The organism is Actinocrispum wychmicini, assembly GCF_004345645.1.
Classification (GTDB): Bacteria; Actinomycetota; Actinomycetes; order Mycobacteriales; family Pseudonocardiaceae; genus Kibdelosporangium; species Kibdelosporangium wychmicini.
This window is the reverse complement of sequence record NZ_SLWS01000001.1, coordinates 1,411,842-1,436,847: the sequence shown is the minus strand read 5'-3', so window position 1 is coordinate 1,436,847 and position 25,006 is coordinate 1,411,842. Positions and strand designations below refer to the sequence as shown.

General features: G+C 70.0%; 22 protein-coding genes. 7 read left to right on the top strand and 15 right to left on the bottom strand.

Features of this window, described 5'->3' with window-relative positions:
• Positions 1-220: 220 nt before the first annotated feature.
• Positions 221-1,162, top strand: coding sequence for a helix-turn-helix domain-containing protein (locus tag EV192_RS07285; RefSeq protein WP_132112259.1), 942 nt, complete (start codon positions 221-223; stop codon positions 1,160-1,162).
• On the opposite strand, the gene EV192_RS07280 is transcribed toward EV192_RS07285, so the two are convergent.
• The gene (locus tag EV192_RS07280; protein WP_132112257.1) at positions 1,113-1,874 is read right to left on the bottom strand and encodes a putative protein N(5)-glutamine methyltransferase; all 762 of its coding nucleotides are present in this window, start codon (positions 1,872-1,874) and stop codon (positions 1,113-1,115) included. The two genes, EV192_RS07285 and EV192_RS07280, sit on opposite strands and share 50 nt — an antisense overlap.
• Positions 1,875-1,887: 13 nt before the next feature.
• Complete coding sequence (gene ahcY, locus EV192_RS07275) at positions 1,888-3,378, bottom strand: adenosylhomocysteinase (protein WP_132112255.1); 1,491 nt, start codon at positions 3,376-3,378, stop codon at positions 1,888-1,890.
• 68 nt (positions 3,379-3,446) lie between these two features.
• Here ahcY and EV192_RS07270 point away from each other — a divergent pair, with 68 nt between their 5' ends.
• A complete protein-coding gene (locus EV192_RS07270) occupies positions 3,447-5,720 on the top strand; it encodes a lipase family protein (RefSeq protein WP_132113125.1) in 2,274 nt (757 codons plus the stop codon).
• Here EV192_RS07270 and EV192_RS07265 read toward each other — a convergent pair.
• Positions 5,717-6,514, bottom strand: coding sequence for a class I SAM-dependent methyltransferase (locus EV192_RS07265; RefSeq protein WP_132112253.1), 798 nt, complete (start codon positions 6,512-6,514; stop codon positions 5,717-5,719). The genes EV192_RS07270 and EV192_RS07265 overlap by 4 nt on opposite strands.
• A 33-nt stretch (positions 6,515-6,547) precedes the next feature.
• Positions 6,548-7,834 (bottom strand): glutamate mutase L, encoded by a 1,287-nt coding sequence (locus tag EV192_RS07260; RefSeq protein WP_243726672.1) that lies wholly within the window; start codon positions 7,832-7,834, stop codon positions 6,548-6,550.
• Between the two features lie 13 nt (positions 7,835-7,847).
• Here EV192_RS07260 and EV192_RS07255 point away from each other — a divergent pair, with 13 nt between their 5' ends.
• Positions 7,848-8,624, top strand: coding sequence for a hypothetical protein (locus EV192_RS07255; RefSeq protein ID WP_132112251.1), 777 nt, complete (start codon positions 7,848-7,850; stop codon positions 8,622-8,624).
• 144 nt (positions 8,625-8,768) lie between these two features.
• On the opposite strand, the gene EV192_RS07245 is transcribed toward EV192_RS07255, so the two are convergent.
• The 7 genes from EV192_RS07245 to EV192_RS07215 form a co-directional block, all read right to left on the bottom strand.
• Complete coding sequence (locus EV192_RS07245; RefSeq protein ID WP_132112247.1) at positions 8,769-10,277, bottom strand: amino acid permease; 1,509 nt, start codon at positions 10,275-10,277, stop codon at positions 8,769-8,771.
• 243 nt (positions 10,278-10,520) lie between these two features.
• Positions 10,521-11,429: a cation diffusion facilitator family transporter gene (locus tag EV192_RS07240; RefSeq protein ID WP_132112245.1), complete on the bottom strand. Its 909-nt coding sequence runs from the start codon at positions 11,427-11,429 to the stop codon at positions 10,521-10,523.
• A 37-nt stretch (positions 11,430-11,466) separates the two neighbouring features.
• Positions 11,467-12,672, bottom strand: coding sequence for a mannose-6-phosphate isomerase, class I (gene manA / locus EV192_RS07235; protein ID WP_132113121.1), 1,206 nt, complete (start codon positions 12,670-12,672; stop codon positions 11,467-11,469).
• A gap of 49 nt (positions 12,673-12,721) precedes the next feature.
• On the bottom strand, positions 12,722-13,813 hold the full coding sequence (locus tag EV192_RS07230) for an SIS domain-containing protein (RefSeq protein ID WP_132112243.1): 1,092 nt from the start codon (positions 13,811-13,813) through the stop codon (positions 12,722-12,724).
• Positions 13,814-13,819: 6 nt separating this feature from the next.
• Positions 13,820-14,023 carry a Trm112 family protein gene (locus EV192_RS07225; RefSeq protein WP_132112241.1) on the bottom strand — a complete coding sequence of 68 codons (204 nt, stop codon included), beginning with the start codon at positions 14,021-14,023 and terminating at the stop codon, positions 13,820-13,822.
• Positions 14,024-14,054: 31 nt separating this feature from the next.
• Positions 14,055-15,404 carry a phosphomannomutase/phosphoglucomutase gene (locus EV192_RS07220; protein WP_132112239.1) on the bottom strand — a complete coding sequence of 450 codons (1,350 nt, stop codon included), beginning with the start codon at positions 15,402-15,404 and terminating at the stop codon, positions 14,055-14,057.
• 51 nt (positions 15,405-15,455) lie between these two features.
• On the bottom strand, positions 15,456-15,815 hold the full coding sequence (locus EV192_RS07215) for a DUF3499 domain-containing protein (RefSeq protein ID WP_132112237.1): 360 nt from the start codon (positions 15,813-15,815) through the stop codon (positions 15,456-15,458).
• Between the two features lie 130 nt (positions 15,816-15,945).
• Between EV192_RS07215 and EV192_RS07210 the strand changes: the two genes are divergently transcribed.
• Positions 15,946-16,410: a metallopeptidase family protein gene (locus tag EV192_RS07210; RefSeq protein ID WP_132112235.1), complete on the top strand. Its 465-nt coding sequence runs from the start codon at positions 15,946-15,948 to the stop codon at positions 16,408-16,410.
• A 15-nt stretch (positions 16,411-16,425) separates the two neighbouring features.
• On the opposite strand, the gene EV192_RS07205 is transcribed toward EV192_RS07210, so the two are convergent.
• The gene (locus EV192_RS07205) at positions 16,426-17,754 is read right to left on the bottom strand and encodes an aminotransferase-like domain-containing protein (RefSeq protein WP_132112233.1); all 1,329 of its coding nucleotides are present in this window, start codon (positions 17,752-17,754) and stop codon (positions 16,426-16,428) included.
• Between the two features lie 62 nt (positions 17,755-17,816).
• On the opposite strand from EV192_RS07205, the gene EV192_RS07200 reads away from it, so the two are divergent.
• A complete protein-coding gene (locus EV192_RS07200; RefSeq protein WP_132112231.1) occupies positions 17,817-18,611 on the top strand; it encodes an enoyl-CoA hydratase-related protein in 795 nt (264 codons plus the stop codon).
• Here EV192_RS07200 and EV192_RS07195 read toward each other — a convergent pair.
• Complete coding sequence (locus tag EV192_RS07195) at positions 18,568-21,681, bottom strand: glycosyltransferase family 2 protein (RefSeq protein ID WP_243726671.1); 3,114 nt, start codon at positions 21,679-21,681, stop codon at positions 18,568-18,570. The genes EV192_RS07200 and EV192_RS07195 overlap by 44 nt on opposite strands.
• 250 nt (positions 21,682-21,931) lie before the next feature.
• The gene (locus EV192_RS07190; protein ID WP_132112229.1) at positions 21,932-22,246 is read right to left on the bottom strand and encodes a WhiB family transcriptional regulator; all 315 of its coding nucleotides are present in this window, start codon (positions 22,244-22,246) and stop codon (positions 21,932-21,934) included.
• A gap of 242 nt (positions 22,247-22,488) precedes the next feature.
• Between EV192_RS07190 and EV192_RS07185 the strand changes: the two genes are divergently transcribed.
• Positions 22,489-23,298 (top strand): site-2 protease family protein, encoded by an 810-nt coding sequence (locus EV192_RS07185; protein ID WP_132112227.1) that lies wholly within the window; start codon positions 22,489-22,491, stop codon positions 23,296-23,298.
• On the opposite strand, the gene EV192_RS07180 is transcribed toward EV192_RS07185, so the two are convergent.
• The gene (locus EV192_RS07180; protein ID WP_132112225.1) at positions 23,224-24,114 is read right to left on the bottom strand and encodes a helix-turn-helix transcriptional regulator; all 891 of its coding nucleotides are present in this window, start codon (positions 24,112-24,114) and stop codon (positions 23,224-23,226) included. The genes EV192_RS07185 and EV192_RS07180 overlap by 75 nt on opposite strands.
• Positions 24,115-24,230: 116 nt before the next feature.
• Between EV192_RS07180 and EV192_RS07175 the strand changes: the two genes are divergently transcribed.
• A complete protein-coding gene (locus tag EV192_RS07175) occupies positions 24,231-24,983 on the top strand; it encodes an SDR family oxidoreductase (protein ID WP_132112223.1) in 753 nt (250 codons plus the stop codon).
• Positions 24,984-25,006: the final 23 nt, after the last annotated feature.

The window sequence follows — 25,006 nt, the reverse complement described above, 5'->3', positions numbered from 1 at the left end:
CTTCTCGCCCTCACAGGTGTCGTGCGGAGTGTCCTAACGGTTGCAGGGTGACCGTTCGGAGAACGCTGAGCACGACTGTTGTGAACACAGTGCGACCAGGCGATACCTGACGGCAACCCCCCTTGTCACGTAAGGGGATCGTTCGCACCTACCTCTCGTCGGGCGGAGGAACTACTGTGAACGTTCACAGGTCGTTCACAAGGCGTGAATGGGGTGAGGAGTGGATACCGGTCCGTTGCCGGAACGCCTCAGTGACGCGCTGCGCTACGGTCCGTTCCACCGAGCGTTACGCGAGGCGATCGAGTGCCGTGGCCTGTCGCTGACGCGGATCACCGCGCATCTGGACCGGCTCGGCGTGAAGATCGGCCAGTCGACGCTCAGCTATTGGCAGCGCGGCCTGCGCCACCCCGAGGTGCCGAGGTCCATCGACACGGTACGCGCATTGGAGACCGTGTTGCGACTGCCCACGGACTCGTTGGTGGTGCTGATCGGGCCCCGGCAGCGGGCCGACCGGGCCGGCGAGGTGGTGCCGAAGTTCATCGAGGTCAGCAAGGTCTGGGAGGACGTGGCCGACCTGCTGGCCGAGTTCGAGGCCGCGCCGGAGAGCAAGACCAACGCCGACCTGCGGATCGAGGCCGTGCACGACTACATCCACCTCGGCCCCGAGCGGGAGATGCGCACCCAGACCACGCGGTTCGTGGTGACGGCGTTACGGTCCGGCCCGGACCGCTACTTCGCGACCCAGCGCGGTGACAAGGGCAGCGAGATCGAACGATCCGAGCTCAGCACCGCCGAGGGGTGCCGGCTCGGCCGGGTCCGCCACTCGCCGCTGTCCGAGTCGATGGCCCTGGAACTGTTGTTCGACCGCCGGCTGAACCAGGGTGAGACGCACGTCTTCTGCTTCACGTTCGCCAACAACCTGGGTGTCGGCCCGTCGCCCGGAATGGAACGCACGTTCCTGCGCGGCGCGGGGAGCTACCTGGTCCAGCTAGCGTTCCACCGGAAGGCGATGCCGTCCAAGGTGATCCGGCAGTTCCGGGCGCGGGAGGGCACCGAACCGGTCGGCACCGAAGGACTTGTCTGCGGGCTGGGCCGGGTGACCAGCGGTTACTTCACGAACCTGCCGGCCGGCCTGGCCGAGGTCCTGATCGAGTGGGCCTGACACCGATCACCACGGTGGCGCCGATCTCGTCGTCGGTCGCCACTCGGGCCGTGAGCCCGGCGCGGGACAGGGTTTCGACGGCCGTGGAGACCTGCTGCGCACTCGTTTCCAGGAACACCGAGCCGCCCGGGGCGAGCCAGTCGGACGCCGACACCACGACCCGGCGGAACACGTCGAGCCCGTCCGGTCCGCCGTCCAACGCCACGGCCGCCTCGTGGTCCCGTGCCTCCGGTGGCATGGACGCGATCGCTTCCGTTGGCACGTAAGGAACATTCGCCAACAGGAGGTCTATCCGGCAGCGCAGGGCCGGGGGCAACGCGTCGTACAGGTCGCCTTGGTGGACCGCCCCCGTGACGTTCCTGCGAGCACAGGACACCGCTGCCGGGTCGAGATCCGCCGCGTGCGACGTGACATCGGAAAGTGCCGCAGCCACAGCCGCGCCGACCGCGCCCGAACCGCAGCACAGGTCGACGACGACAGGCGACGCAGGAGCTGCCATGACGGCTTCGCGAACCATCAACGCCGTGCGTTGGCGGGGCACGAACACCCCTGGCTCGATGAAGACGCGCAGTCCGCAGAACTCGGCCCAGCCGAGGATGTACTCAAGCGGTTCACCGGCGACGCGCCGGGCGACCATGGAGTCCAGGTCACCCGGCGCGTCGGCCAGCAGCGCGGCTTCGTCCTCGGCGAACACACAGCCCGCCGCGCGCAGCCGCGCGACAACATCAGTAACGGTAGTGCTCCGCCTTGAACGGGCCTTCCACGTCCACGTCGATGTACTCGGCCTGCTCCTTGGTGAGCCTGGTCAGCTCGCCGCCCAACGCCTCCAGGTGGATCTTGGCGACGTACTCGTCCAGCTTCTTGGGCAGCCGGTAGACCTCCTTGTCGTACTCCTCGTTCTTGGTGAACAGCTCGACCTGCGCGATCACCTGGTTGGAGAAGGAGTTCGACATGACGAACGACGGGTGCCCGGTGGCGTTGCCCAGGTTGAGCAGCCGGCCCTCGGACAGCACGATGATCGACCGGCCGGACGGGAACACCCACTCGTCGACCTGCGGCTTGATGTTGATCCGCCGGATGCCCGGGTAGCGGTCCAGGCCGGCCATGTCCAGCTCGTTGTCGAAGTGGCCGATGTTGCCGAGGATCGCCTGGTGCTTCATCCGCGACATGTGGTCGGCGGTCACCACGTCCTTGTTGCCGGTCGTGGTGATCACGATGTCGGCCTCGCCGATCACGTTGTCCAGCGTGCGCACGGCGTAGCCGTCCATGGCCGCCTGCAGCGCGCAGATCGGGTCGATCTCGGTGACGATCACCCGCGCGCCCTGGCCGCGCATCGACTCCGCGGCGCCCTTGCCCACGTCGCCGTAGCCGCAGACGACCGCCACCTTGCCGCCGATCAGCACGTCCGTGCCACGGTTGATGCCGTCGATCAGGGAGTGGCGGATGCCGTACCGGTTGTCGAACTTCGACTTGGTGACGGAGTCGTTCACGTTGATCGCCGGGAAGAGCAGCTCACCGGCCGCGGCCAGCTGGTACAGCCGCAGCACGCCGGTGGTGGTCTCCTCGGTGACGCCCTTGATCTCGCCGGCGATCTTGGTCCACTTGGCGGGGTCGGCCGACAGGGACGCGCGCAGCGTGTCCAGGACGACCTTCCACTCGTGCGGGTCGTCGTCCTCGGCGGACGGCACCACGCCGGCCTCCTCGTACGCCTTGCCCTTGTGCACGAGCATGGTGGCGTCGCCGCCGTCGTCGAGCAGCATGTTCGGCGTGGCGTCACCCGGCCAGGTCAGCATCTGCTCGGTGCACCACCAGTACTCCTCCAGGGTCTCGCCCTTCCAGGCGTACACCGGCACGCCCTTGGGCTCCTCCTCGGTGCCGTGCGGGCCCACCACGATCGCGGCGGCCGCGTGGTCCTGGGTGGAGAAGATGTTGCAGGAGGCCCAACGGACCTCGGCGCCCAGCGCGACCAGCGTCTCGATGAGCACCGCCGTCTGGACCGTCATGTGCAGCGAGCCGGAGATGCGAGCACCGCGCAGCGGGTACACCTCCGCGTACTCCCGGCGCAACGCCATCAGGCCGGGCATCTCGTGCTGCGCGAGACGGATCTCCTTGCGGCCGAACTCGGCCAGGGAGAGGTCCGCCACGGCGAAGTCGAGCTCGCCGACCTTCCCGGCGTACCGGGTCCCGGTGTAGTTCCGCGTGTCTTCAGCGGTCATCGCGTGATTCCCTCCAAACTCGGTCGTCCGAACACTACCGTTGGCCCACTTGAGGAGACCTCGTGCTCATGCCAAGCTCCGGCACCCGAGTCGTTGAGCTGCGCGTTCACGGGATCATGGGCACCCGCGCGGAGTCTCTCGTCGGGGCGGCGGCCGCGGTCGACGTGGCCGGCGACGGCGCCGGGCGGATCGTGCGCCCGGCGGACCGGCTGATGCGGCCGGGCCCTGGGCCGGTGCTCCAGGCCGACGGCCGGTTCGTGCCGCGCACGGTCGAAGGGTATGTCTGGGGCGGCATGACGTCCGGTGGCGCGGCCAAGTCGGCGTGGGCGTTGATGTTCCCGTTCACTCTGGCGAACGTGGCGCACTGGACGTTGCCGCCGATCCCGGAGAACAACCGCGCGGCCGATCTGCTCGGGCTGGCCGCTCGGTCGCTGCTGCGGCTCGGGGCGCTCCTGCTGACTGTGCTTTTCGTCACTCAGGTGGCGGTCGTGAGCCTGGACCTGCTGGCCGCGCAGTGCCTCGCGCCGGGCTCGGGCTGCATGCCGTTCGTGCCGGACTGGCTCAGGCGCGCGAGCGGGTTCCGGCCCGCGGTCGGTCTGCTCCCGGTGCTGGCCGTGGTGCTCGCGCTGCACCACATCTCGGCGGTGACGTGGCGGGTGAACGCCCCGCCCATGCCCAGCCCGGTGCCGGGAAACCGGCCGCAGAAGATGCCCGGTGCGAGCCTGGTCGCCGATCCGGACACGCCCACGTTGCGGTCGCTGCACACGATTGCGGCGCTGTCCGCGTTGGCGTTGCCGCCGGTCGGGTCGCCGGTCGGCACGGTCCAGATGGTGGTGCTGGTGTTCGCGGCCGTGGGCGTGCTGCTGCTGGACGACCCGACCGGGGCGTCCCCGGATCGGGCCGGCCGGTGGCTGCGGCTGGTGGTGGGCCGGATTCCGTGCCGGATCCTGGTCATCGCGAGCGCCGGGCTCGTTCTGTGGTCGGCCTTCGCGCAAGATCCGTTGCCCACCAAGCTTCCTGGCACGAACGCCACGGTCGAGGGCATCGCGGCCGCGCTCATCGTGGTGTGCGTGCTGTTCGGGATCGTGGTCGTACCGGCCGCTTTGTTGGCACGCAAGGCTTTCTGGGCTGACGATCCGCGCGAGCTGCGGCCGTGGGCGGGCGGCTGGATGTCACCGGTGGTGTTGGCGACCGCGGCTTTGCTGGGCGGCGGGTTCGGCGCCGGCGTGGCCGTCACGGTCCGCAAGGCGGTCGGCAACGAGGGCATGGATCTGCCGCGCGGATACGAGCCGGTGACCTTGCTGTGGGGCGTTTCCTTCGTTCTGACGACAGTGATCGGGCTGATTCTGGGAGCGGTGACGGCGGCTTACCGATGGCGGGCCGCGCATACCGGAAAGGCGCCGCCTGAGGTGGATCTTCTGCACGAAAGCGCGGACGATTACGGCCATGCCGTCGCGGCACGCGCTTGGCGCCGGGGCCGGTTTCAACGCCACCACCTGCACCACCTGTTGCTCGGAGCCGGCGCGGTGCTGTGCGGCGGCGCCGGGGTGTCGATCTGGATGCGGCTGCGGGACCTCGGTGCGCCCGATTGGCTGAAACCGTTCTCCACAGTTGGTGTCTTCGCGCTGGGCCTGCTCGCGGCGAACCTCGTCCGCGTGGTGTACCAGGCGGTCCGCAAGCCGGACACGGCCAGAACCCTCGGCATCCTGGCCGACCTGGCGTGTTTCTGGCCGCGGGAGGCACATCCGATCGTGCCGCCGTGCTACGCGCTCAAAGTCATCCCGGAGCTGGCCGCCCGCGCCGCCGAGCACCTCACCGACCGGGACACCCGCGTGGTCGTCACCGGGCACAGCCACGGCTCGCTGATCGCGGCCATCGCGGTGTCCCGCCTGATGGAGACGTTGCCGCCGGGCGATCGGGAACGCGTCGGCCTGGTCACCGCCGGATCGCCGCTGCAGTGGGCGTACCCACGGGCGTTCCCCGGCGTGGTCCCGCACGGGTCGCTGGCGGAGCTGCACGGGTTGCTGGACGGGCGTTGGCGGGCGTTGTGCCGTGGCACGGACCCGTTGGGCGGTGGAGTCACCACCTGGCGACGGCAGGTCGTCGCGTCGAAGCTGATCGGCGTGGGATTCCGGCCGGACGGCACCAGCGGCCCACTCGCCGCGGCCACGCTCACGTCGTCGGGAGCGTTGGTCCTCGGCGGCGACCACTGGCTGCCGGACCCGGCGCTGCAGCCCACACCCGGTCTGCGCTGGTCCCCGGGGGTGCGGCGGCACGGCGACTACCTCGCCGACCCGGAATGGGACCTGGCCGTGGCCCAGGCGGCCGGCTTGGTTCTCTAGGGCTTCTTGCGGGCCCAGGCGGTCACCAGGCCCATGGACAGCTCGGTGAAGCCCGGCTCGCTCATCACGCCGACCGCCGCCTCGAAGAGCTCCTCGTCGACGTACCCGTCGGACAGGATGCGGTCCCGCAGGTGCCCGAAGTTGAGCGCCCAGAACCGCCCAGCCGCGGAGTTCATCGTGATCGGCGGTTGGTACATCTCGACGCCAACGTCGACGAACCCGGCCTCGTGCAACAGCTCCGGGTACTGCCACGCCCACGAGTTGTCCGTGCCGATGGACTTCTCCAGGGTGCGCCAGTGCCGTTCCATCAGCTGGCGGAACGGGTTCTCCGGCGGGCTGACCATGGTCGCGTGGACCGCGTCGGCCAGGACGATCCAGCCGCCCGGCGCGACCCACTGGGTGAGCTTCTGGAACACCTCGATGCGGTTGCGCAGGTGCATCAGCACCATCCGGCAGTGCACCAGGTCGAACGTGCCGAAATCGAGCGTCTTGTCGCTGATGTCGGCCGCGACGACCTGCACGCTCGGGTACACGTCAGGCAACGCGTTGAGCAGCCGGACATCCTTGTCCAACGCGGTCACCTGGCCCGGCGCGACCTGCTCGGCGAGCCACCCGGAGACCCGGCCGAGGCCGGCGCCGACGTCCAGGCAGCGCATGCCCGGCCGGGCGATGACCTGGAGTCGTGCCTGAGTCGCCGGATCGTGCATCCGGGTCATCGCGTCCAGTCGCACCGCCTCCAGATCGTGGTCGTGGGCGAAAAGTGCGTCACCGTACAACTCGGCTATCTCAGTCACGGGCCGAAAGTTAGGTGAGGGCGCGACGGACCGTCAATCGCGGCCAAGTGTTACCAGCAGCCGCCGCGCGGCTTCGGTACGGTCCGCCTGAGTCAGCAAACCCGCGGGCGCGAGAACATAGTGACGGTCGACGACAACTCGCGCGTTGCGCAGAACCGGCCGGAGTACGGGATCGGCGCGCAGCTCGTCGAAAACCGCGGAAAGGTCGTCCGCGTGCCGGAAAACCCCGCCGGACAACACAATGAGCCCGGCGCCTTTCGGCCCCAGCCGGTTCTCTAACAGTGTTAGATGACGACGGACGGCAATGACCGCCGCCAAACCCGCCAACTTCAGGTCGATTCTGAAATCAGCGGGTGTCAGGGGAATGAAGTCGACAGTCCTGGCCCGATAGCCGGCTTCCTCGTGGAGTTCTCCTGGCGCGATGAGTCGTTGTGCCGCCGCCTCCTGGACAATTCCGGGCGCGGACCACCGCATGCCGATGTCGCCTTCGACCGTGCGCCGGTCCGCGGGCAACGCGACAGCCCGTCGCTCATCGTCCTGTGTGGACACCGCCGAGTACACGTCCGTGGTCGCACCACCGACGTCGATCACCAGGACCGCCCCGTCGTCACCCTGGACGGCGGCAAGTTGGGACACCCCCGTGAGGACGGCGTCCGGCGTGACGGCGCTGACCATGCCACGGAACCGTGGCCCCCTGGACAGGCCCTTCCCGCCGATGACGTGCCGCAGGAAGACGTCCCGGATGGCTGTGCGGGCCGGGCCGGGCGCGAGCTCCCCCACATCGGGGAGAACGTTCTCGGTGGCGACAACAGTCCGCTCCCGCAACAGGTCCAGAGCGTCCGCCTGGGCCTTGACGTTGCCGGCGAGGACGATCGGCGGCCGGAGCCGGTTGCGGGCCAGAGCGCTGGCGTTGTGCAGGAGGACCTTGGTGTCGCCGCCGTCGGTGCCGCCGACAAGCAGGATCACGTCCGGCTTGGCGGCCCGCAGCTCCCTGATGCCCGCGCCATCGAGTTCACCGGCGGAGACGTGCACGACCTTGGCACCAGCGGACAACGCGACCCGATACCCGGCCTCGGCGCTGATCAGCCGTTCCTGACCGACCACGGCCAGCCGCAGGCCGCCACCCGCCGAGGAACAGACCAGGACCTCGTCGTGGGCGCCCATCGCGGCGAGGACCTCGCCCATGCCGTCCAGGACTTCGGGCGGGGTGGTGGCGTGCTGCGCGGTGGCGAGGAGTTCCCCCTCGGCGGAAACGAGAGCACCCTTGGTCCAGGTCGACCCGACGTCGAGACACGCGATCAGCACAACGGGATTGTCCATCAGGGGTGACGGCATGTCAGAGCGACCGGCCGCGGGGTGGTCGTGGACCGACCCGGAGACGTGCCAGGTCAACGCCCAAGGCCGGCTGACCCCGCTGCAGCGGGCGATGGTCGTGACTTCGCGAAAGCGCCTGCTCAGTGTGGCCACGACGCTGCTGGTGCTCTGGCTGTTCATGGAGGTGGCGGCGTTCCGCTGGGGTGTCCAGGGAGCGGTCGTCCTGGCGCTGCTCACCGCGTGGTGGATGCCGGTCCCCGCAGTGGTCGCCGTTGTCCGCCGCCGGCACCACCGCCAGATGGTCGCCGGCTTCGCCTCGAAGCGGGTCACCAACGCGGTGGGCAGGATCACCAACAGCGACACAGCGGTGACGGGTTCGACTCGGATCCGGGCGCCCGAGGGAACCCCACCTCTGCCGCCACCCGGTCCGTACCGCCTGTACTGGCTGGAGCGGCCGGGAATCCTGCTGTCCGTACGACCGGTGGACCCGGACTCGCTCGACGTCGACCGCGCCCGGCAGCTGGCACCCACCCGTCTCACCCTGGCCGAGCACCTGTTCCTGATGGCGCATCACGACTCGGAGATCGTCAGCCGGCTGCGCTGGTTCCGACGCGCCGAGTGCGACCGGCCCAGTGGGTGGGCCGCGAGTGCGCCACGATTCACAAGCGGATGCGAGACCGACTGCGGGCACACGAACTTCCGATCGCGCACACCAGTTACGTCAACGAGATGTTCGCCGCGGCGGACGAAGACGACCTGTCCGATCCCCGCGCGAGTGCCCTGTTCGCCTTGCTGAACGCGGTGTTCGACGCCGGGAACAGGCTCAGACCGCTCGCGCGGAAACAGCGACTGCCGTGCGCTCCCGTCATCGACACCAACCCACGGCTCGCCTGGCCCGTGGACGCCGTGTACCAAAGCATTCTGCGTGCCCGCCGTTAGATCACAAGAAGTTCTCGGCCGACAGGCGTTTGCCCAGCACGGAGTTCCTTCGGCTGTAGGTGAAGTACACGATGAAGCCGAGGAGCATCCAGACGGCGAACCGGATCCAGGTCAGCACCGACAGGTTCAGCATCAGCCACAGACAGGCCAGGATCGCCAGGATCGGGATCAGCGGGACCCACGGGACCCGGAATCCACGTTCCAGGTCCGGCCGGGTCCGGCGGAGGATCCAGACCCCGGCGGAGACCAGGATGAACGCGAACAAGGTGCCGACGTTCACCATTTCCTCAAGTTTGTCCGCCGCGAAGAAGCCGGCCGCCACGGCGACCAGCGCGGCGATGATGACCGTCGCGCGCGCCGGGGTGCCGCGGTTTCCTGTCCTGGACAGGCTTCTGGGCAGCAGGCCGTCACGGGACATCGCGAACACGATCCGGACCTGGCCGAGGATCAGCACCATGACGACCGTGGTCAGGCCGGCGAGGGCGCCGATCGAGATCACGTTGGCGGCCCAGTCGACCCCGTTGGCCGAGAACGCCGTCGCCAGTGTCTTGCGGCCGGCCGGGGCCGCGTTGGTCGCCAGCTTGCCGTACGGCAGCATGCCCACCACCACAAGGGAAACCGACACGTACAGCACGGTCACGATGGCGAGCGAGCCCAGGATTCCGCGCGGCACCGCCTTCTGCGGGTTCCTCGTCTCCTCCGCGGTCGTCGCCACCACGTCGAAGCCGATGAACGCGAAGAACACCAAGGAGGCGGCGGCCAGCAACCCGAAGATGCCGTACGTGCTGTCCGCGCCGCCGGCCAGCAACGAGAACACCGTCTGGTCAATGCCTGTGCTGGACGTCGCGGTCGGGGGCGCCTGGGGTGGCACGAACGGGGTGTAGTTCTGTGCCTTGATGTACGCGATCCCGAAGAAGATCACGAACAGCACGATGGCGACCTTGATCCCGGTGATCACCAGGCTCACCCGGGACGACAGCTTGGTGCCCAACGTCAGCAGCGCCGCCAGCACGACCACCAGCAGCAGCGCGCCCCAGTCGATCTCCAGTCCGGCCACGTGCGCGATGGTGGAGACGCCGTCGCCGAAGATGTATCCGAGGACCACCTGCAGGTACGCCGACCATCCCTTGGCCACCGCCGCCGCGCCGACCGCGAACTCCAGCACCAGGTCCCAGCCGATGATCCAGGCGATCAGCTCGCCGAAAGTGGCGTACGAGAACGTGTACGCGCTCCCAGCCACCGGAACCGTCGACGCGAACTCCGCGTAGCACAACGCGGCCAAAGCACACGCGACCGCCGCGAGCACGAACGCCAACGCCACCGACGGACCGGCGAAGTCACCGGCCGTCCGGGCGGTCAACGTGAAGATGCCGGCCCCGATGACCACGGCGACACCGAACACCGTCAGGTCCCACGCGGACAGGTCTCTCCGAAGCTTGCTGTCCGGTTCGTCGGTGTCCGACATCGACTGCTCAACCGACTTGGTCCGCCACAACCCGACCCCTGGCATCCTTGCCCCCAATCATCGCGTGACCACGACACTACGGGGTGCGACCGGGGATGTGTGATCAGGACGTGCTGGTCGACCAAGTTCCCGGCCGCTTGGCCGCGCCGGTCATTTACACCCCGCAACACGCCCGACATCGCCCCGGCCAAGCTGGTGACCGCCCCAAGCGAAGATGTCGGTCGCGTGGGGCGGGGTGGAAATGGCCGGCTTCAGGCGGCCAAGCCTGTCCGAGCGGAGCGAGGACGATCAAACACGGTCCAGGTCGGGTTCGAGATAGATGAGCCGGGCCGCTGGGACCTTCGAGCGGACCCGCAGTTCGGCGTCGTCGATGGCCTGGGCGATGTCCTCGGTGGCCAGGCCGGGCGACAGGGCGATCTTCGCGGCCACGAGCAGCTCGTCCGGGCCCAGGTACTGGGTGCGGATGTGGATGACCCGCTCGACCCGGCCGGCGGCCAGCTCGTCGCAGATCGTGTCCAGTTCGGCCGGGGTGGCGCCCTCGCCGATCAGCAGGCTCTTCATCTCGACGATCAGGATGACCGCGATGATCCCCAGCAGGACACCGATCATGATCGTGCCGATGCCATCCCACACCGGGTCGCCGGTGATCATCGCCAGGCCGACACCGATCAGCGCGAACACCAGGCCCAGCAGCGCGCCCGCGTCCTCAAGCAGCACGACGGGCAGCTCCGGCGCGCGGGACTGGCGGATGTACTGCCACCACGTCGCGGTGCCCTTGGTCTGCCGGGACTCGCTGATCGCGGTCCGGAAGCTGAAGCCCTCCAGGACGACCGCGACCACCAGGATGATCACCGCGACGATCGGCGACTCCAGCGGCTCCGGCGCCTGGACCTTGTGGATCCCCTCGTACAGCGCGAACACCGCGCCGAGGGTGAACAGCATCAGGGCGACGATGAACGAGTAGAAGTACCGGTCGCGGCCGTAGCCGAACGGGTGCTCGCGGTCCGCCTTGCGTCGCGACGTCTTCTGCCCCAGCAGCAGCAGGCCCTGGTTGGAGGTGTCGGCGAGCGAGTGCACGGACTCGGCGAGCATCGACGAGGACCCGGTGATCAGGAAGCCGACGAACTTGGCCACCGCGATGCCCGCGTTCGCCGCCAGCGCGGCGATGATCGCCTTGGTGCCGCCGCTTGCTGACACGTGCCCTCCCCTAGCGTCCGGTATGTCCGGACAAACCCTAACCGCCGGCGGTGGCCCGGAAGAGCTGGGTTCGGACGCCGGGCACCGGGGTCACCCGAACGGCCGGGTCATGGGCCGCCGACCACACCGACTCGCCCCGGCCCAGCTCGACCTTCCGGCCTTCGGACTCGCACGTGGCCGCCCCGGCGGTACAGATCATGATCTGCGGCCCCGTGCTGGACAACAGCACTTCGTCCGTCTCATCGGGCGCCCATTCCAGCCGGGACAGCTCGAACTCCGGGGCGTCGGTCGGATAACGCCACATCCGCGGCGCCACCGCCGTGCCGCGTTGGACGGGCATGTCGGCGGACGTGAAGTCCAGGACACGCAGCAGCTCCGGCACGTCCACGTGCTTCGGTGTGAGCCCGCCGCGCAGGATGTTGTCGGAGTTCGCCAGGATCTCCACGGCCGTGCCGTGCAGGTACGTGTGCAGGTTCCCGGCCGGCAGGTAGATCGCCTCGCCAGGGGCCAGAACGACCCTGTTCAGCAGCAACACCGCCAGCACACCCGCGTCGCCGTCGTGGGCTTCGCCGAGCTCAAGGACCGTACGACACTCCAGGTCGAACTCGCCGTGGTCCTTCACGTGCAGGACGCACGCGTCCAGCAGCTCCGGCAGCAGGGTGTCCAGGGCCGGCTGGGGCAGGGTGATCCACGTCGTGAACAGCGCACGCAGGCCGTCCGCGTCCGGCTGGCCGGCCAGCAGGTCGGTGTACACGGCCATCCCCGGGGTCTCCAGCTCGCGCAGCAGCCGGACCGTCCGGTGCGGGTCGCGGAACCCGGCCAGCGCGTGGAACTCGGTCAGCGCGCACACCAGCTCGGGTTTGGCGGTCGGGTCCGGGTAGTTGCGGTTCTTCGCGTCCCGTGGGATGCCCAACGACTCCTCGCGGGCGTAGCCCTCGCGGGCCTGCGCGGCGGACGGGTGCGCCTGCAGGCTCAACGCCTCCTCGGCGGCGAGGATCTTCATCAGGAACGGCAGCCGGTTGCCCCACCGGTCGGCGCAGTCCGCGCCCAGCTGGCCCACCGGGTCGGCGTCGACGACCGCCAGCAGGGACCGGTCACCGAGGTGTGAGGGGTCACCGGGGTGCGCGCCCATCCACAGTTCGGCCTCCGGGTGCGGCGCCGGTACCGGCCGCCCCAGCAACTCCGCGATGGTCGTGCGCGACCCCCATGCATAGGGCCGCACAGCGTTGCGCAGCAACTCCACTCTTGAACCCATCTCCTCGTTTCAGCCGCCGGTCGGCGTCTGCCCCGCGTCACACCCCGGCGGGCGCGTACCGTCCTGACCCGCCGATGGTGCCGGCCGCCAGCCCCAGGTACAGCGCTGCCAGCTCGAACCGCAGCGCGAGCACCGCGGCCCGGGTGGACTCGTCGGCGCCCACCTCCTCGGCCGGGACCAGCACGTCCCCACCCGGCAACGAGTCCGCGGCCATGTGTCGCGCCACGTCCGCCGCCGGTCCGGCCGCGATCGCCAGCAGCTGCACCCGCAGCATCGCGGTCGGGTCACCCACGTAGTCGTCCGGGTCGTCGAAAATACCCTGACCGCTGGTGGCCCGAACGGCCGCCCGATGCAGGGCGAACCTGGTCTGGGCGTCGGCATATGAGCCCACGTCGCAGACGTACCCCGCATGCGCGGCGAGTACGTGCCGCGCGTGATGGGCCACGGCGGTTCCCGCCGGGTCCAAACCCCACAGTAGCGGCACCCGGTCGGTCAGCCGCAGCGCGAGAGACTTCGCCGGGTTGACGAACGACTCGTGCGCGAGATGTCCTTTTTCGGCTTCTTTGTCCAATTCGTCGGCGAGGACCTCGAGATCGGTGCTCAGCAGCCCCAGCGTCCGGACCGTGAACAGGCCGGTGGCCAGGGCGCGCGGGAACGCGAACCCGGGCGGCACAGGCACCCGCGGCGGCAGCAGGAACGCCTTCCCGGCGCCCGCGGCCGCCACCGGGCCTTCCGGGGGCGCGGTGAGCACGGTGGTGGCGCCGTACCGAGTCGCCCGGCCGACCGACTCGGCCAGCACGCGGTCGCCCGGGTCCTCGGTGTGCGCGATCACCACGTCCAGTGGGCCCACCCAGGCGGGCACCTCGTCGGTGATCACCACCGGCACCGGACACGTCGGCCCGAGCAGGGCGGACAGCAGGTCGACGATGGCCCGACCGTCGCCCGGCCGGGTGACCAGGATCAACGCCCGCGGCCGGAAGTCCCGCAGGCCGCCGGGCACGCCGAGCTCACCGGCTATCTCGATGACCGACCGGACCTGGGCGCCGGCCTGCGCGGCGGCCCGCAGCAGGCCCTCGGTGTCCGCCTCGGTCAGCCTGGCCGGGTCGTCCAGCAAGGTGTCGTCGGGCATCGGGACTCACTCGCCCACGGTGGGGGACTCTGTCGCTTCGTCCAGCAGCAGCACCGGGATCCCATCGGTCACCGGGTATCGGCGACCGCAGGAAGTGCAGGTGAGGACGTCCGCGTCCGGGTCGTCCGGGGTGCCGGGCCTCAGCGGCGCGTGGTCGTCCGACGGGCACGCCAAGATCTCCAGCAACCGCTGATCAAGCTCTACGGCCACGCTTTCCTCCTCTGCTCACGTCCAGTGTGGCTCAATCCCGCACCAGAGCGAGCACCTCGTCGCGCAGAGCGGCCACCGCGTCGGCGTCCCTGGCCTCCACGTTAAGCCGCAACAGCGGCTCGGTGTTCGACGGACGCAGGTTGAACCAGGCGCCGCCGGGCAGCTCGACAGTGAGACCGTCCAACTCGTCGATGGTGACGCCGTCGCGGCCACCGAACGCCGCGCGCACCGCCCGCATGCGTCCGTCCTGGTCGTCGACTGTGGAGTTGATCTCACCGGAGGCGGCATAGCGGGCATACTCGCTCGTCAACGCGGACAGCGGGCCGTCCTGCTCACCGAGCGCGGCCAGCACGTGCAACGCGGCCAGCATGCCGGTGTCGGCCCGCCAGAAGTCCCGGAAGTAGTAGTGCGCCGAGTGCTCGCCGCCGAAGATCGCGCCGGTCCGGGCCATCTCCTGCTTGATGAACGAGTGGCCGACGCGGGTGCGGACGGGTGTTCCGCCGTGCTCGCCGACGATCTCCGGGACGGCCTTGGAGGTGATCAGGTTGTAGATGACCGTCGCGCCCGGCTCCTTGGCCAGCTCACGGGTGGCGACCAGGGCGGTGATCGAACTGGGCGACACCGGGTCGCCGTTCTCGTCGACCACGAAGCAGCGGTCGGCGTCGCCGTCGAACGCCACGCCGGCGTCCGCGCCGACCTCGCGGACCTTGGCCTGCAGGTCGACGATGTTGGCCGGGTCGAGCGGGTTGGCCTCGTGGTTCGGGAAGCTGCCGTCCAGCTCGAAGTACATCGGGACGATCTCGACCGGCAGGCCCTCGAACACCTTCGGCACGGTGTAGCCGCCCATCCCGTTGCCCGCGTCCACCACGACCTTCAGCGGCCGGATCGCGGACAGGTCGACGAGCTTGTTCAGGTACGCGGCGTACGCGTCCAGCATGGTCTTCTCGTCGACGGCGCCGTGCGTCGCACCCGACTCCGGCATGCCGCGCTCGACGTCCGCCCTGATGTCCGACAGCCCGCTGTCCTGGCCGACCGGGGCGGCACCCGCGCGGCAGAGCTTGATCCCGTTGTAGGCGGCCGGGTTGTGGCTGGCGGTGAACATGGCGCCGGGCAGGTTGAGGTTGCCGGACCCGAAGTAGAGCATGTCCGTGCTGGCCAGGCCGATGCTGACGACGTCGACGCCTTCCCGCGTCACACCCTCGGCGAACGCGCCGGCCAGGCCGGGTGACGAGTCACGCATGTCGTGGCCCACGACCACCGCGGGGCCACCGACCAGCCGCGCGAACGCGGCGCCGATCTCCCGGACGAGGTCGCTGTCGAGCTGTTCACCCACCAAGCCGCGGATGTCGTACGCCTTGAACACTGCGGACAGGTCACGCACAGGGCTCTCCCGGGATCGCAGGAAACTCGCCTGCCGAGCCTATTGGACGGGCTATTCCACGACGGGATCGGGCAGCACCCTCAGGTGGCCGCGGCGGCCGTTCTGGCTGCTCAGGTCCGGCGGCTCCACCGGCCGGTCCGGCCGGCCGGCCTCCCGCACCGCCTCGGCCAACGCGGTCAGGTCGTCATGGGACGGCTCGGGCGCGGCGAACTCGCCGTCGTGCCGGACGACCTCCCAGCCCTTCGGCGCGGTCAGCCGGAGCGCGTGCTGTTCGCACAGGTCGTAGCTGTGCGGCTCGGAGTACGTGGCCAGGGGCCCGACAACGGCCGTCGAGTCGGCGTAGGCGTAGGTCAGCGTCGCAACAGCCGGATTCACACACCCGGTCCGCGAACAACGCCGCACGTTCCGCACGATCGTGGACGATAGCGCGTTTCGCGGCGGCGGGCAGGCAGGCACACCGGGACACGGCCACTTGTACTCTGTTCTTCCTAGTCGTCTCTTCTTAGTCGCCGTGTCGCCATGTCTGGAGGTTGGTGTGGTCATGCCCCGCCGAGCGCGCCGCCGAGGCGGCCGCGGCCGGGACCGGCATGGCCGCGGCCTGCGCGGACCGTTGATCCCGGCGACACTGCCGGCGGCGAGCACCCGGGCCGAGCGGTTTGACGCCCTCGTGCTGGACGCGCTGGAGCCGATCGAGGCGCGCTGGCGGACCGAGCTGACCAAGCTGGACGTGGCCGTGGACGACGTCCCGGAGATCGAGACCCGCACCCCCGGCGCCCCACCGCCGGACGGCGTGCTGGCCGACGGCGGTGTCCCGCTGGCCCGGCTGGTGCCCGCCGGCATGGACCGCCGGGGCAACCCGACGTCCGCCCGGATCGTGCTCTACCGCCGCCCGCTGGAGGCGCGCGCGAAGGACAGCGTCGACCTGGCCGACCTCGTCCACGACGTGCTCGTCGAGCAGGTCGCGAACTACCTCGGGGTCGACCCGGACGCGATCGAGGGCGGCTGACAGTCCACTTAGGACTCACGGCGCGATGGCCTCGACGGTGGCGCGCAGGCGGAGCAGAACGGACTCCAGCTCCGCCAGCGGTGGCGTGCCCAACGCTAGCCGCAGTGCGCGCGGCCGGTACGCGCCGGTGGCGAACGCGTCAGCGGTGGACACGAGGATCCCTTCCCCCGCGAGCGCGGCCGCGACCTGATCCGGGCGCAGGTGCGAATCGAGACCCAGCCATACGGTGTAAGACGTCGGGTGCGCGGTCATCTCCATGCTGGCGAGCGCGGAGCGCGCGATGCCTTGCCGGACAGCGGCTTCCTCGCGGCGATCCTGCTCCAGCCGCGCGACCGTACCGTCGGCGAGCCACCCCGTGGCGACCGCGGTGACGAGCGCCGGCGCACCCCAAGCCGCCGCGCGCAGGCTCCTGGTGACGGCTCCGATGTACTGCTCAGGCACCACGGCGAAGCCGAACCGCAGTCCGGTCGCAACGTTCTTGGAGAGGCTGCCCACGTAACAGGTGCGCTCAGGTGCGAGGGCTTGCAGCGGCGGGGGCGGCGATGAGTCCAGGAACGCGTACGTACCGTCCTCGATGATCACAGTGTCACGTGCGATGTCGACGAGGCGCGAACGCTGTTCCGCATCCAGCACCCAGCCCAGCGGGTTGTGCACGGTGGGAATCGTGTAGATCGCGCGGACCGGTCGGCTGCGGCAGAGTCGATCAAGGGCTTCAAGATCAGGACCTGACGCCGTGACAGGGACAGGTGCGAGATCAAGTCCGTGCACGGACGCGAGCAGAGTGATGCCGGGGTAGCTGAGCGCGTCGACCGCGAGCACGTCGCCGGGCCGGGTCAGCGCACGCAGCACGGTGTCGAGCGCCTGCTGGGTTCCGTTGGCCAGCAACACGTTCGCCGGTGCGGTGTCGATGCCGCGGTCGAGCAGGTAGGTGGCGACGACCGCCCGGTCCTGCCGTCGCCCGCCCGGTGGGTGTTGGCGCAGCAGGGATTCCACGTCACCCGAGGTCGACAGGGTCCGCAGGGCGTGCCGTAACTGGTCGGCCTGACCGACGGACAGCGGCTGGTTGAACGACAGGTCAGCCACACGCGGCACCGGCAGGACGCGAGACGGCTCCGGCCCGTCGAAGCCGGACAGGTCCCGGACGAACGTGCCGCGGCCGGGTTCCCCGACGACCAGGCCCATCGCGGCCAACTCGGCGTAGACGCGGCTGGCCGTGGCCAGGGCGATCCGCTGGTCGCGGGCCAGCGTGCGGTGGGCCGGCAGCCGGGTACCTGCCGGCAGCCTCCCCGCTCGGATCGAGGAGGCGAGCTCGTCCACGATGCGCTTGTAGGAGGGTGGCCGCATGCCGGATCCTGTATCTAGGACAATTACTGGATCGTCCTAGAATAGGCTCCTAGCCTCCGGGTATGGCAATCCACGTGGATCAGGACGAGTCGCTCGTCACGATCACCATCGACCGGGAGCGGAAGCTCAACGCCCTGGACTACCCGACAATCGACGCGCTGCTGGCCGCGCTGGACCGAGTCGACGCCGACGACCACGTCCGCGCGGTGGTGCTGACTGGTGCCGGCCGCAGGGCGTTCAGCGCCGGCGCGGACATCCCGTCCCTGGCCGAGAGCATCGCCGGCGGCACCGAGCGGGCGCTGCGCGAGATCGTCCGGCGCGGCCATGGCCTGACCCGTCGGATCGAGGAGTTCCCGAAGCCGGTGATCGTCGCGGTCAACGGCCTGGCCTACGGCGGCGGGTGCGAGCTGACCGAGGCCGCGCCGCTCGCGATCGCCGCCGAGCACGCCACGTTCGCCAAACCCGAGATCACCCTCGGCTTCCCGCCGCCGTTCGGCGGCTCCCAACGGCTCCCACGGCACGTCGGCCGCAAGCGCGGCCTGGAGATGATCCTGACCGGGGACCCGATTCCGGCCGCGCGAGCCGCCGAGATCGGCCTGGTCAACACGGTAGTCCCGGCCGACGAACTGCTCGACGCGGCGCGGGACCTGGCCGCCCGGATCGTCCGGCAGGCCCCCACGGCCGTGGCGGCCTGCCTGCGCGCGGTCACCCGAGGCATCAACCTGCCGATCGACGAGGGCCTCGCGGTGGAGGCGGCGTGCTTCGCCAGCACGGTGCCCACCGAGGGTGTCCGGGTCGGGCTGCACCGCTTTCTCAACCGGTCCGACGACGCCCCGGGATCGCGGTCATCAGCGTGAAAAGCAGCACAGCGCCTTGGATCAGCAGCAGGAACGCCCGCAAGGTGGACGAGTACTCCACGTGCACGTCCGCCGCACGAGCGGGCACGGCCACACCGACCAGGCCGCCCCAGGCGCGGACCACCGGGACCTGCTGGCCATTGATCTCCGCGCGCCAGCCGGGTTCCTCCGCCGCCGCGACCACGAGCAGCCGTCCGTCCGAGCCGTCGGACACCCGGACGGCCACGTCCGGGGGTTGGGCGTCGATCGGCACGATGCCGCCCGCGCCGAGCGCGGTGGGCGGGTTTCCGCCGGTGACGGCGAGTCTGGCCTGGTCAGGGGCCAGCAGCACGGCCAGTCCGGCGGCGGGCTGCAGCCGGAGGATCGGCCGTCCGTCCGAAGTGGACGCGGCGGGCGACACCAGGTCTCCCGTGGTCCTGCCCAGCGCGTCGGCGGTGGCCTGGTCCGGCATGACGACGAAAAGGACTCCAGCGGCCGCCGCTTGGGCGACCGCGATTTTGGCCGTTTCCGGCACGGTCGAGCGGAGATCGCTGTCCCAGCGGCGCATCCGGGTCTCGGCCGAGTCGACCGGAACCAGGTTGTCGTCGCCGAACTGGGGCATCCGGCCGGCCGCCTGACGGACCGGATCGGCTCCCCGGGACAGCACCAGCACGCCGCGGGCGGTGTTGGCCAGCTCGTGTTCCGGCGACGACGCCAGCCGTACCCCGTCCCCGGCGGTCAGCGGCCCGGCGCGCAACACGAAGGCACCGGCGGCCAAGATCCCCAAGCCCACGGTGCCGGCGATGATGACGCGCCAGGAGAATCCCGTCCCGCTCACGCCGGCCAACGCCCACAGCGCGCCCCAGCCGACCACGATCAGCGGTGTCCCCACCCAGCCCGTCGACTCGGCGAAGACACGCACCACGGCCAGGCCGACGAACCCCAGCGCCGCCAAACCCAGTCCTGGCAACGCACCTGCCCGGGGCCGCCACACCAGGCACACGACCACAATGAGCGCGAGCGCGCCCGCCAGCCACACCGCGTTGCCGAGTCCCGTGGCGGGCACCTGCGCACCCACGCCTTGCAACATGATCTCCGGGTGCTGCAACACAACCGCGGGCCACGGCAGCAGCAACGCCAACGGCAGCAACACGATCGCGAACAGCGCGACCGCGCGCCGCCGTCCGTCCCCGCGCTGGCCGCCGACGAGAACGAACCCGCCCAACGCGCACACCAGGACAATCACGTGCACCAACGGCGAGAACGCCCCGATCACGGCCAGCCCCAGCGACGACCCGGCCGCCACCGACAGCCACGACCGTGAAGCCCTGGTGAGCACGGAAACCACACCGGCGACGACGGGCGGCAGCAGGATGTGCACGACGACGGCGTCCAGCCGCCCTTGGGACACCGCCGTGAACGCGGGCGGCACCAACGCGTACGCCCCGGCGACAAGCGCACGAGCGCCCCGCCGCACAGGCAGCCGTCGCGTCGCGAGATAGGCGCCGAGTCCGGCCAACGGCAGGTCGCCGATCATCAGCAACCCGGCCTTGCCGCCCACCAGTGCCAACACGGCGAGGGCCGCGGGTGCGGGCGACGCCGTACCACCGGAGACCGCGTGCCAGGCCGAAAGGTATTCACCCCAAGGGTCCTGCATCGGCAGCAGCCGGCCGCCGGTCATGTCCAGGCCGAGCCTCTGCCAGTTCACCGCGAACGTGACCACGAGCAACGCCAGGACCAGCACCAGCGGCGGCGCGAGCAGGATCTGCTTGACCACCCGGCCGCGATCGACCTCCACCAGCATCAGGTCCGTGACCTGCGGCGCGCTCCCGTCGCGCGGTACCGGTGACGGGCGTGGGCGCGGACTGGGCCGTCTGGTGCGCGGCAAGGACACCGCGACGGATCTCGGTGGCCGGCGCAATCCGGCGGTTCGACGGGGACCGCGGATCATCGCTCCGGCGGGCAACGCCTGCGGGCCAACTGGCTTCGGCAGGTCCTCGGGCGGCACCCACACCGGCGCCTCAGGCAGACGACCCAACGCCGCGTCGGCCGCCACCCGCCTGCGCACGAACTGGGTCATCCCCGCGCGGACCGTGTTACGCAGCCTGGTGAACCGGCTCGTGAACAACCCACGGACATTGCCGTGCTGGTGCCGCCGTGCCCGGCGCGCACGGGCGATCCGCAGCCGACCGCCCAGCATCCTGCCCAACGCCACCAGCTCGTCCCGCGCGGCCGACAACCGGCGGATCAGCGTGAACCCCAAGGCACGCAACAGACACAGCACGGCCAGTCGCGGAATGCCTATGACGTAGGAAAAGAACGAACAGTTCACCAGGAACGTCCGGATGCCCGCGGCCCGGGACCCCGCCACCCGCGCCGCTCTGGCGTGGCGAATTCTCGCCGCCGGCACGCACAGGACCACCGCTCCGGAACGGTTGGCGCGCCACCCGAAGTCGACGTCGTCGAACACACCGGGCAGCGCCGGGTCGAATCCCGCCAACCGGTCGAACAGGTCGCGCCGGACCAGCATGCCGGCCGACGACACCGCGAGCACCTCGCTGCTCTGCTCGACCTGGTGGACCACCTCGCCGGAACCGATCCCGGTCTGTCGATGACCGGATGAGTCCATGGACAGGCCGGCCTCCACCACCAGCCGGGGATCCGCCCAGTCCACCGCGACCGGGCCAAGCACCCCGGCGGACGGCGAAAGCTCCGCCGCGGTCAACAAGTTCCCCAGGCAGTCCGGCTCGGGCGCACAGTCGTCGTGCAGCAGCCAGATCCATCCGCCGGGGTCACCCCACCGCTCCACCGCGTGGCCGACCGCGGCCCGGACGGCATCGCCGAAACCGGTGCCACGGCCGAGGGTGAGAACGCCGTCCACCACATCACCGCTCGCGGCCAGCAACTTCGCCGTGCCGTCAGCGGAACCGGTGTCGACCGCGACGACATGCCGTGGCCTCGGCGTGCTGCGTCGCAACGCCGACAACGCGAGCCGAAGCCACTCCTCGCCGTCGTGACAGACCAGGACGGCGAGCACCGGCACGGTCCTCAGCACCGGAGGTGACGGGAACGACGCCCCGCGCGCGGTCAAACCAGTCACCTCCGTACGGCTCTTACCAGCCGGTAACCACCGTACGGAATCGTCCGACCCTGCTCTAACCGCCCCTCGGTGTTTGACTGCCCTCGCTTCGCTCGGGCGGGCCTGGTCGCCTTCAGCCGATCATTTCCACCCCGCCCCACGCGACCGACATCTCCGCTCGGGGCTCAGCGGCGATGTGCCTGGGGCGATGTCGGGCGTGTTGCGGTGCGAAAATGACCGGCGCGACCAGGCCTCGGGTGAGCTAGATCGCGCGTTTCTTCAGCTTGCGGCGCTCCCGCTCGGACAGGCCGCCCCAGATGCCGAAGCGTTCGTCGTGCCCGAGGGCGTACTCGAGGCACTCGGAACGCACCTCGCAGCCCTGGCAGATCCGCTTGGCCTCCCTGGTGGAGCCGCCCTTCTCCGGGAAGAACGCCTCGGGGTCGGTCTGCGCGCACAGCGCGCGCTCCTGCCACTCCTGCTCGTCGTCAGCCGTGTCGAAGAGATGCACCAGGACGCCCAGATCCTCGGTCGGCGCGTCCCCCCACTCCACGACTCGGTCCCCTTCTTCAGCCATCATGTCCGTCCACCTCCCCGCCTTCCGCACTCCCCGGTCGGCGGACACCATTCGCCCTCCCATTAGGCGAATGACATCTCTGTGATTACACCTGTGTAGTCCCAGCGGGTCAAGCGAAAGACCCACCTGGGTGACATCGGTCAGCCAGGAAACGCCGCTTCTCTGACCGATCGGGTGACATTTCTCAGGCGCATCTCAGGAAGGGCGGATCTTCGGCCCGGTCCGGCTCTTGACACACTTGTGCGGTGCGGACACGAAACGTGCGGCCCAGCCCCCTGTTCCTCGGCCTGATCGCGGCCACGATCGCGGGCGGCGCACTCACCATCCTGGACAACAAGTTCGCCTACACGGCCGGGGTGGTGATCCTGGTGCTCGGCGGGTGGGCGGTGTCGCTGTGCCTGCACGAGTTCGGTCACGCGTACACCGCCTTCCGCGGCGGTGACTACGAGGTCCGCGCGAAGGGGTACCTCAGCCTGGACATCCGGCGGTACACCGATCCGGTTTTCAGCATCGTGCTGCCCGTGCTGTTCCTTCTGATCGGCGGCATCCCGCTGCCCGGCGGCGCGGTGTGGCTCAACCGGCACGCGATGCGCAACAAGCGAGTCCAGTCGTGGGTGTCACTCGCCGGACCGTTGACGAACCTCGCGATCGGCGTGCTGCTCATCGTCGCGGTCCGGGTCTTCTTCGACCCGTCGCTCGTCGAGACGACGCGGATTGGCAACACGACCTACGTCGCGCCCGATCCCTCCACCAGCATCCTGGCCGCTGGACTGTCCTATTTGGCGTTCCTGCAGATCTTCGCGTTCGTGCTGAACATCCTGCCGCTGCCGGGCCTGGACGGCTGGGGCGCGATCGAACCGTGGCTGTCCTACCAGGCGAAGGCGTTCGGCGCCAAGGCGCGGCCGTGGGCGCCGCTGATCCTGTTCGCGGTGCTGCTCGGCATCCCGCAGGTCGGCTCGGCGTTCAGCGACCTGATCGACTCAGCCTTCCGCGCCATCGGGGGTCAGGCCGGGTACTCCGCGTTCGGCCAGCTGACCTTCAAGTTCTGGAACTGACCAACTGGCCAGCAGCGCCAGCTTCTCGGCCGACGCCGAACCGGGCTCCGGCATGTAGATCACCAGGATCATGTCCTGCTCCCCGGTGAGCGGGAACGTCTCGTACCCCAGGTCCATCCGGCCGACCAGCGGATGCCCGACGGCCTTGTGGCCGAAGGACTTCTCCATCACGTCGTGGTGTGCCCACAGCTCCCGGAACTGCTGGCTGTGCATGGCCAGCTCACCGATCACGCTCTCCAGCCGCGGGTTGTCCGGGTGCCTGGCCGCCATCAACCGCAGGTTCGCCACGGTCTCCCGGGCGACCCTGTCCCACTCCGGGTAGTACACGGCGGCGTCCGGATCCCGGAAGACATGCCGGGCCATGTTCGTGTCGTCCTTGCCGGTGAAGTCGTACATCGCGTCGGCGAGCCGGTTCCAGGCGAGCACGTCCAACGCCGGCCCGAGGACGACCGCGGGCAGCCGGTCCAACTGGTCCAGCATGGCCTGCACGGTCGGCCGGACCTTGGTGGCCTTGGATGCCCCGCGCGGCGACGGGCGCGCGCGCCGCGTGGGACGCACAAGGGTACGCAGGTGCTCCAGTTCGGTCTCGTTCAGGGACAGCACCGAGCCGATGGCATCCAACACGGAGTCCGACACGTTCGGGCTCCGGCCCTGCTCCAGCCGGGTGTAGTACTCGACGCTCACCCCCGCGAGGCGCGCCAGCTCGTCCCGCCGAAGACCCGGCACCCGGCGCCGCGCCCCACGCGGCAGCCCGACCGACTCCGGCGCGATCCTCGCCCGCCGCGCCCGCAGGAACTCACCCAGCTCGTTGCTCACACCGTCCAGTGTGCAACGGGCCGCCCACCCAAGGGTGGTCTCAGCAGAACCAGTTTGGCGGTGACCAGGTAGAACGGGGCCTCGCAGCCGTGCTCCGGGAAGCGCACGGTTGAGCCATGACGAACTACGAGAACCTGGCAGGACGGACCGCGGTTGTGACCGGAGCTGCGAGCGGTATCGGTGCCGCGACCGCCCAGGTGCTGGCCGCGAACGGGGCCAAGGTGGCGCTGCTGGCGCGGCGCGGCGGGCGGGTCACCGAGCTGGCGGACAAGATCAAGGCCGATGGCGGACAGGCGGTCGGTGTGGTCGCGGACGTCACGTCCGACGAGTCCGTGGCCGCCGCCGTCCAGGCCGTCCACGACGCCATCGGGCAGGTCGACCTGGTGGTGAACAACGCGGGTGTGATGATCCCGCGCTCGGTGGTCGAGGACGACGCGCCCGCCGAGTGGCAGCGGATGATCGACACCAACGTGCTGGGCCTGCTGCGGGTGATGCGGGCGTTCACCCCGGACCTCACCGCGAGCGGCCACGCCGACCTGGTGAACATCTCCTCGATCGGGGCGCACCTGACGATCCCCGAGTACGAGGTCTACACCGCGACCAAGGCCGCGGTGACCCACCTGTCCAACAACCTCCGGGCCACCCTCGGCCCGCTCGGTGTGCGGGTGACGAACATCGAGCCCGGCATGGTGGCCACCGAACTGGGCGACCAGATCACCGGGGCCCGCAGGGAGTTCCTGGACAGCTTCATCGAGAACGCCGGCATCATCGAGGCCGCCGACATCGCCGACCTGGTGGCGTACGCCACCAGCCGCCCGGCCCGGGTCAACCTGCGGCACGCCGTCATGCTGCCCATCACCCAGTTCTGAGGGGTGGCGATCAAGGCCCTGGT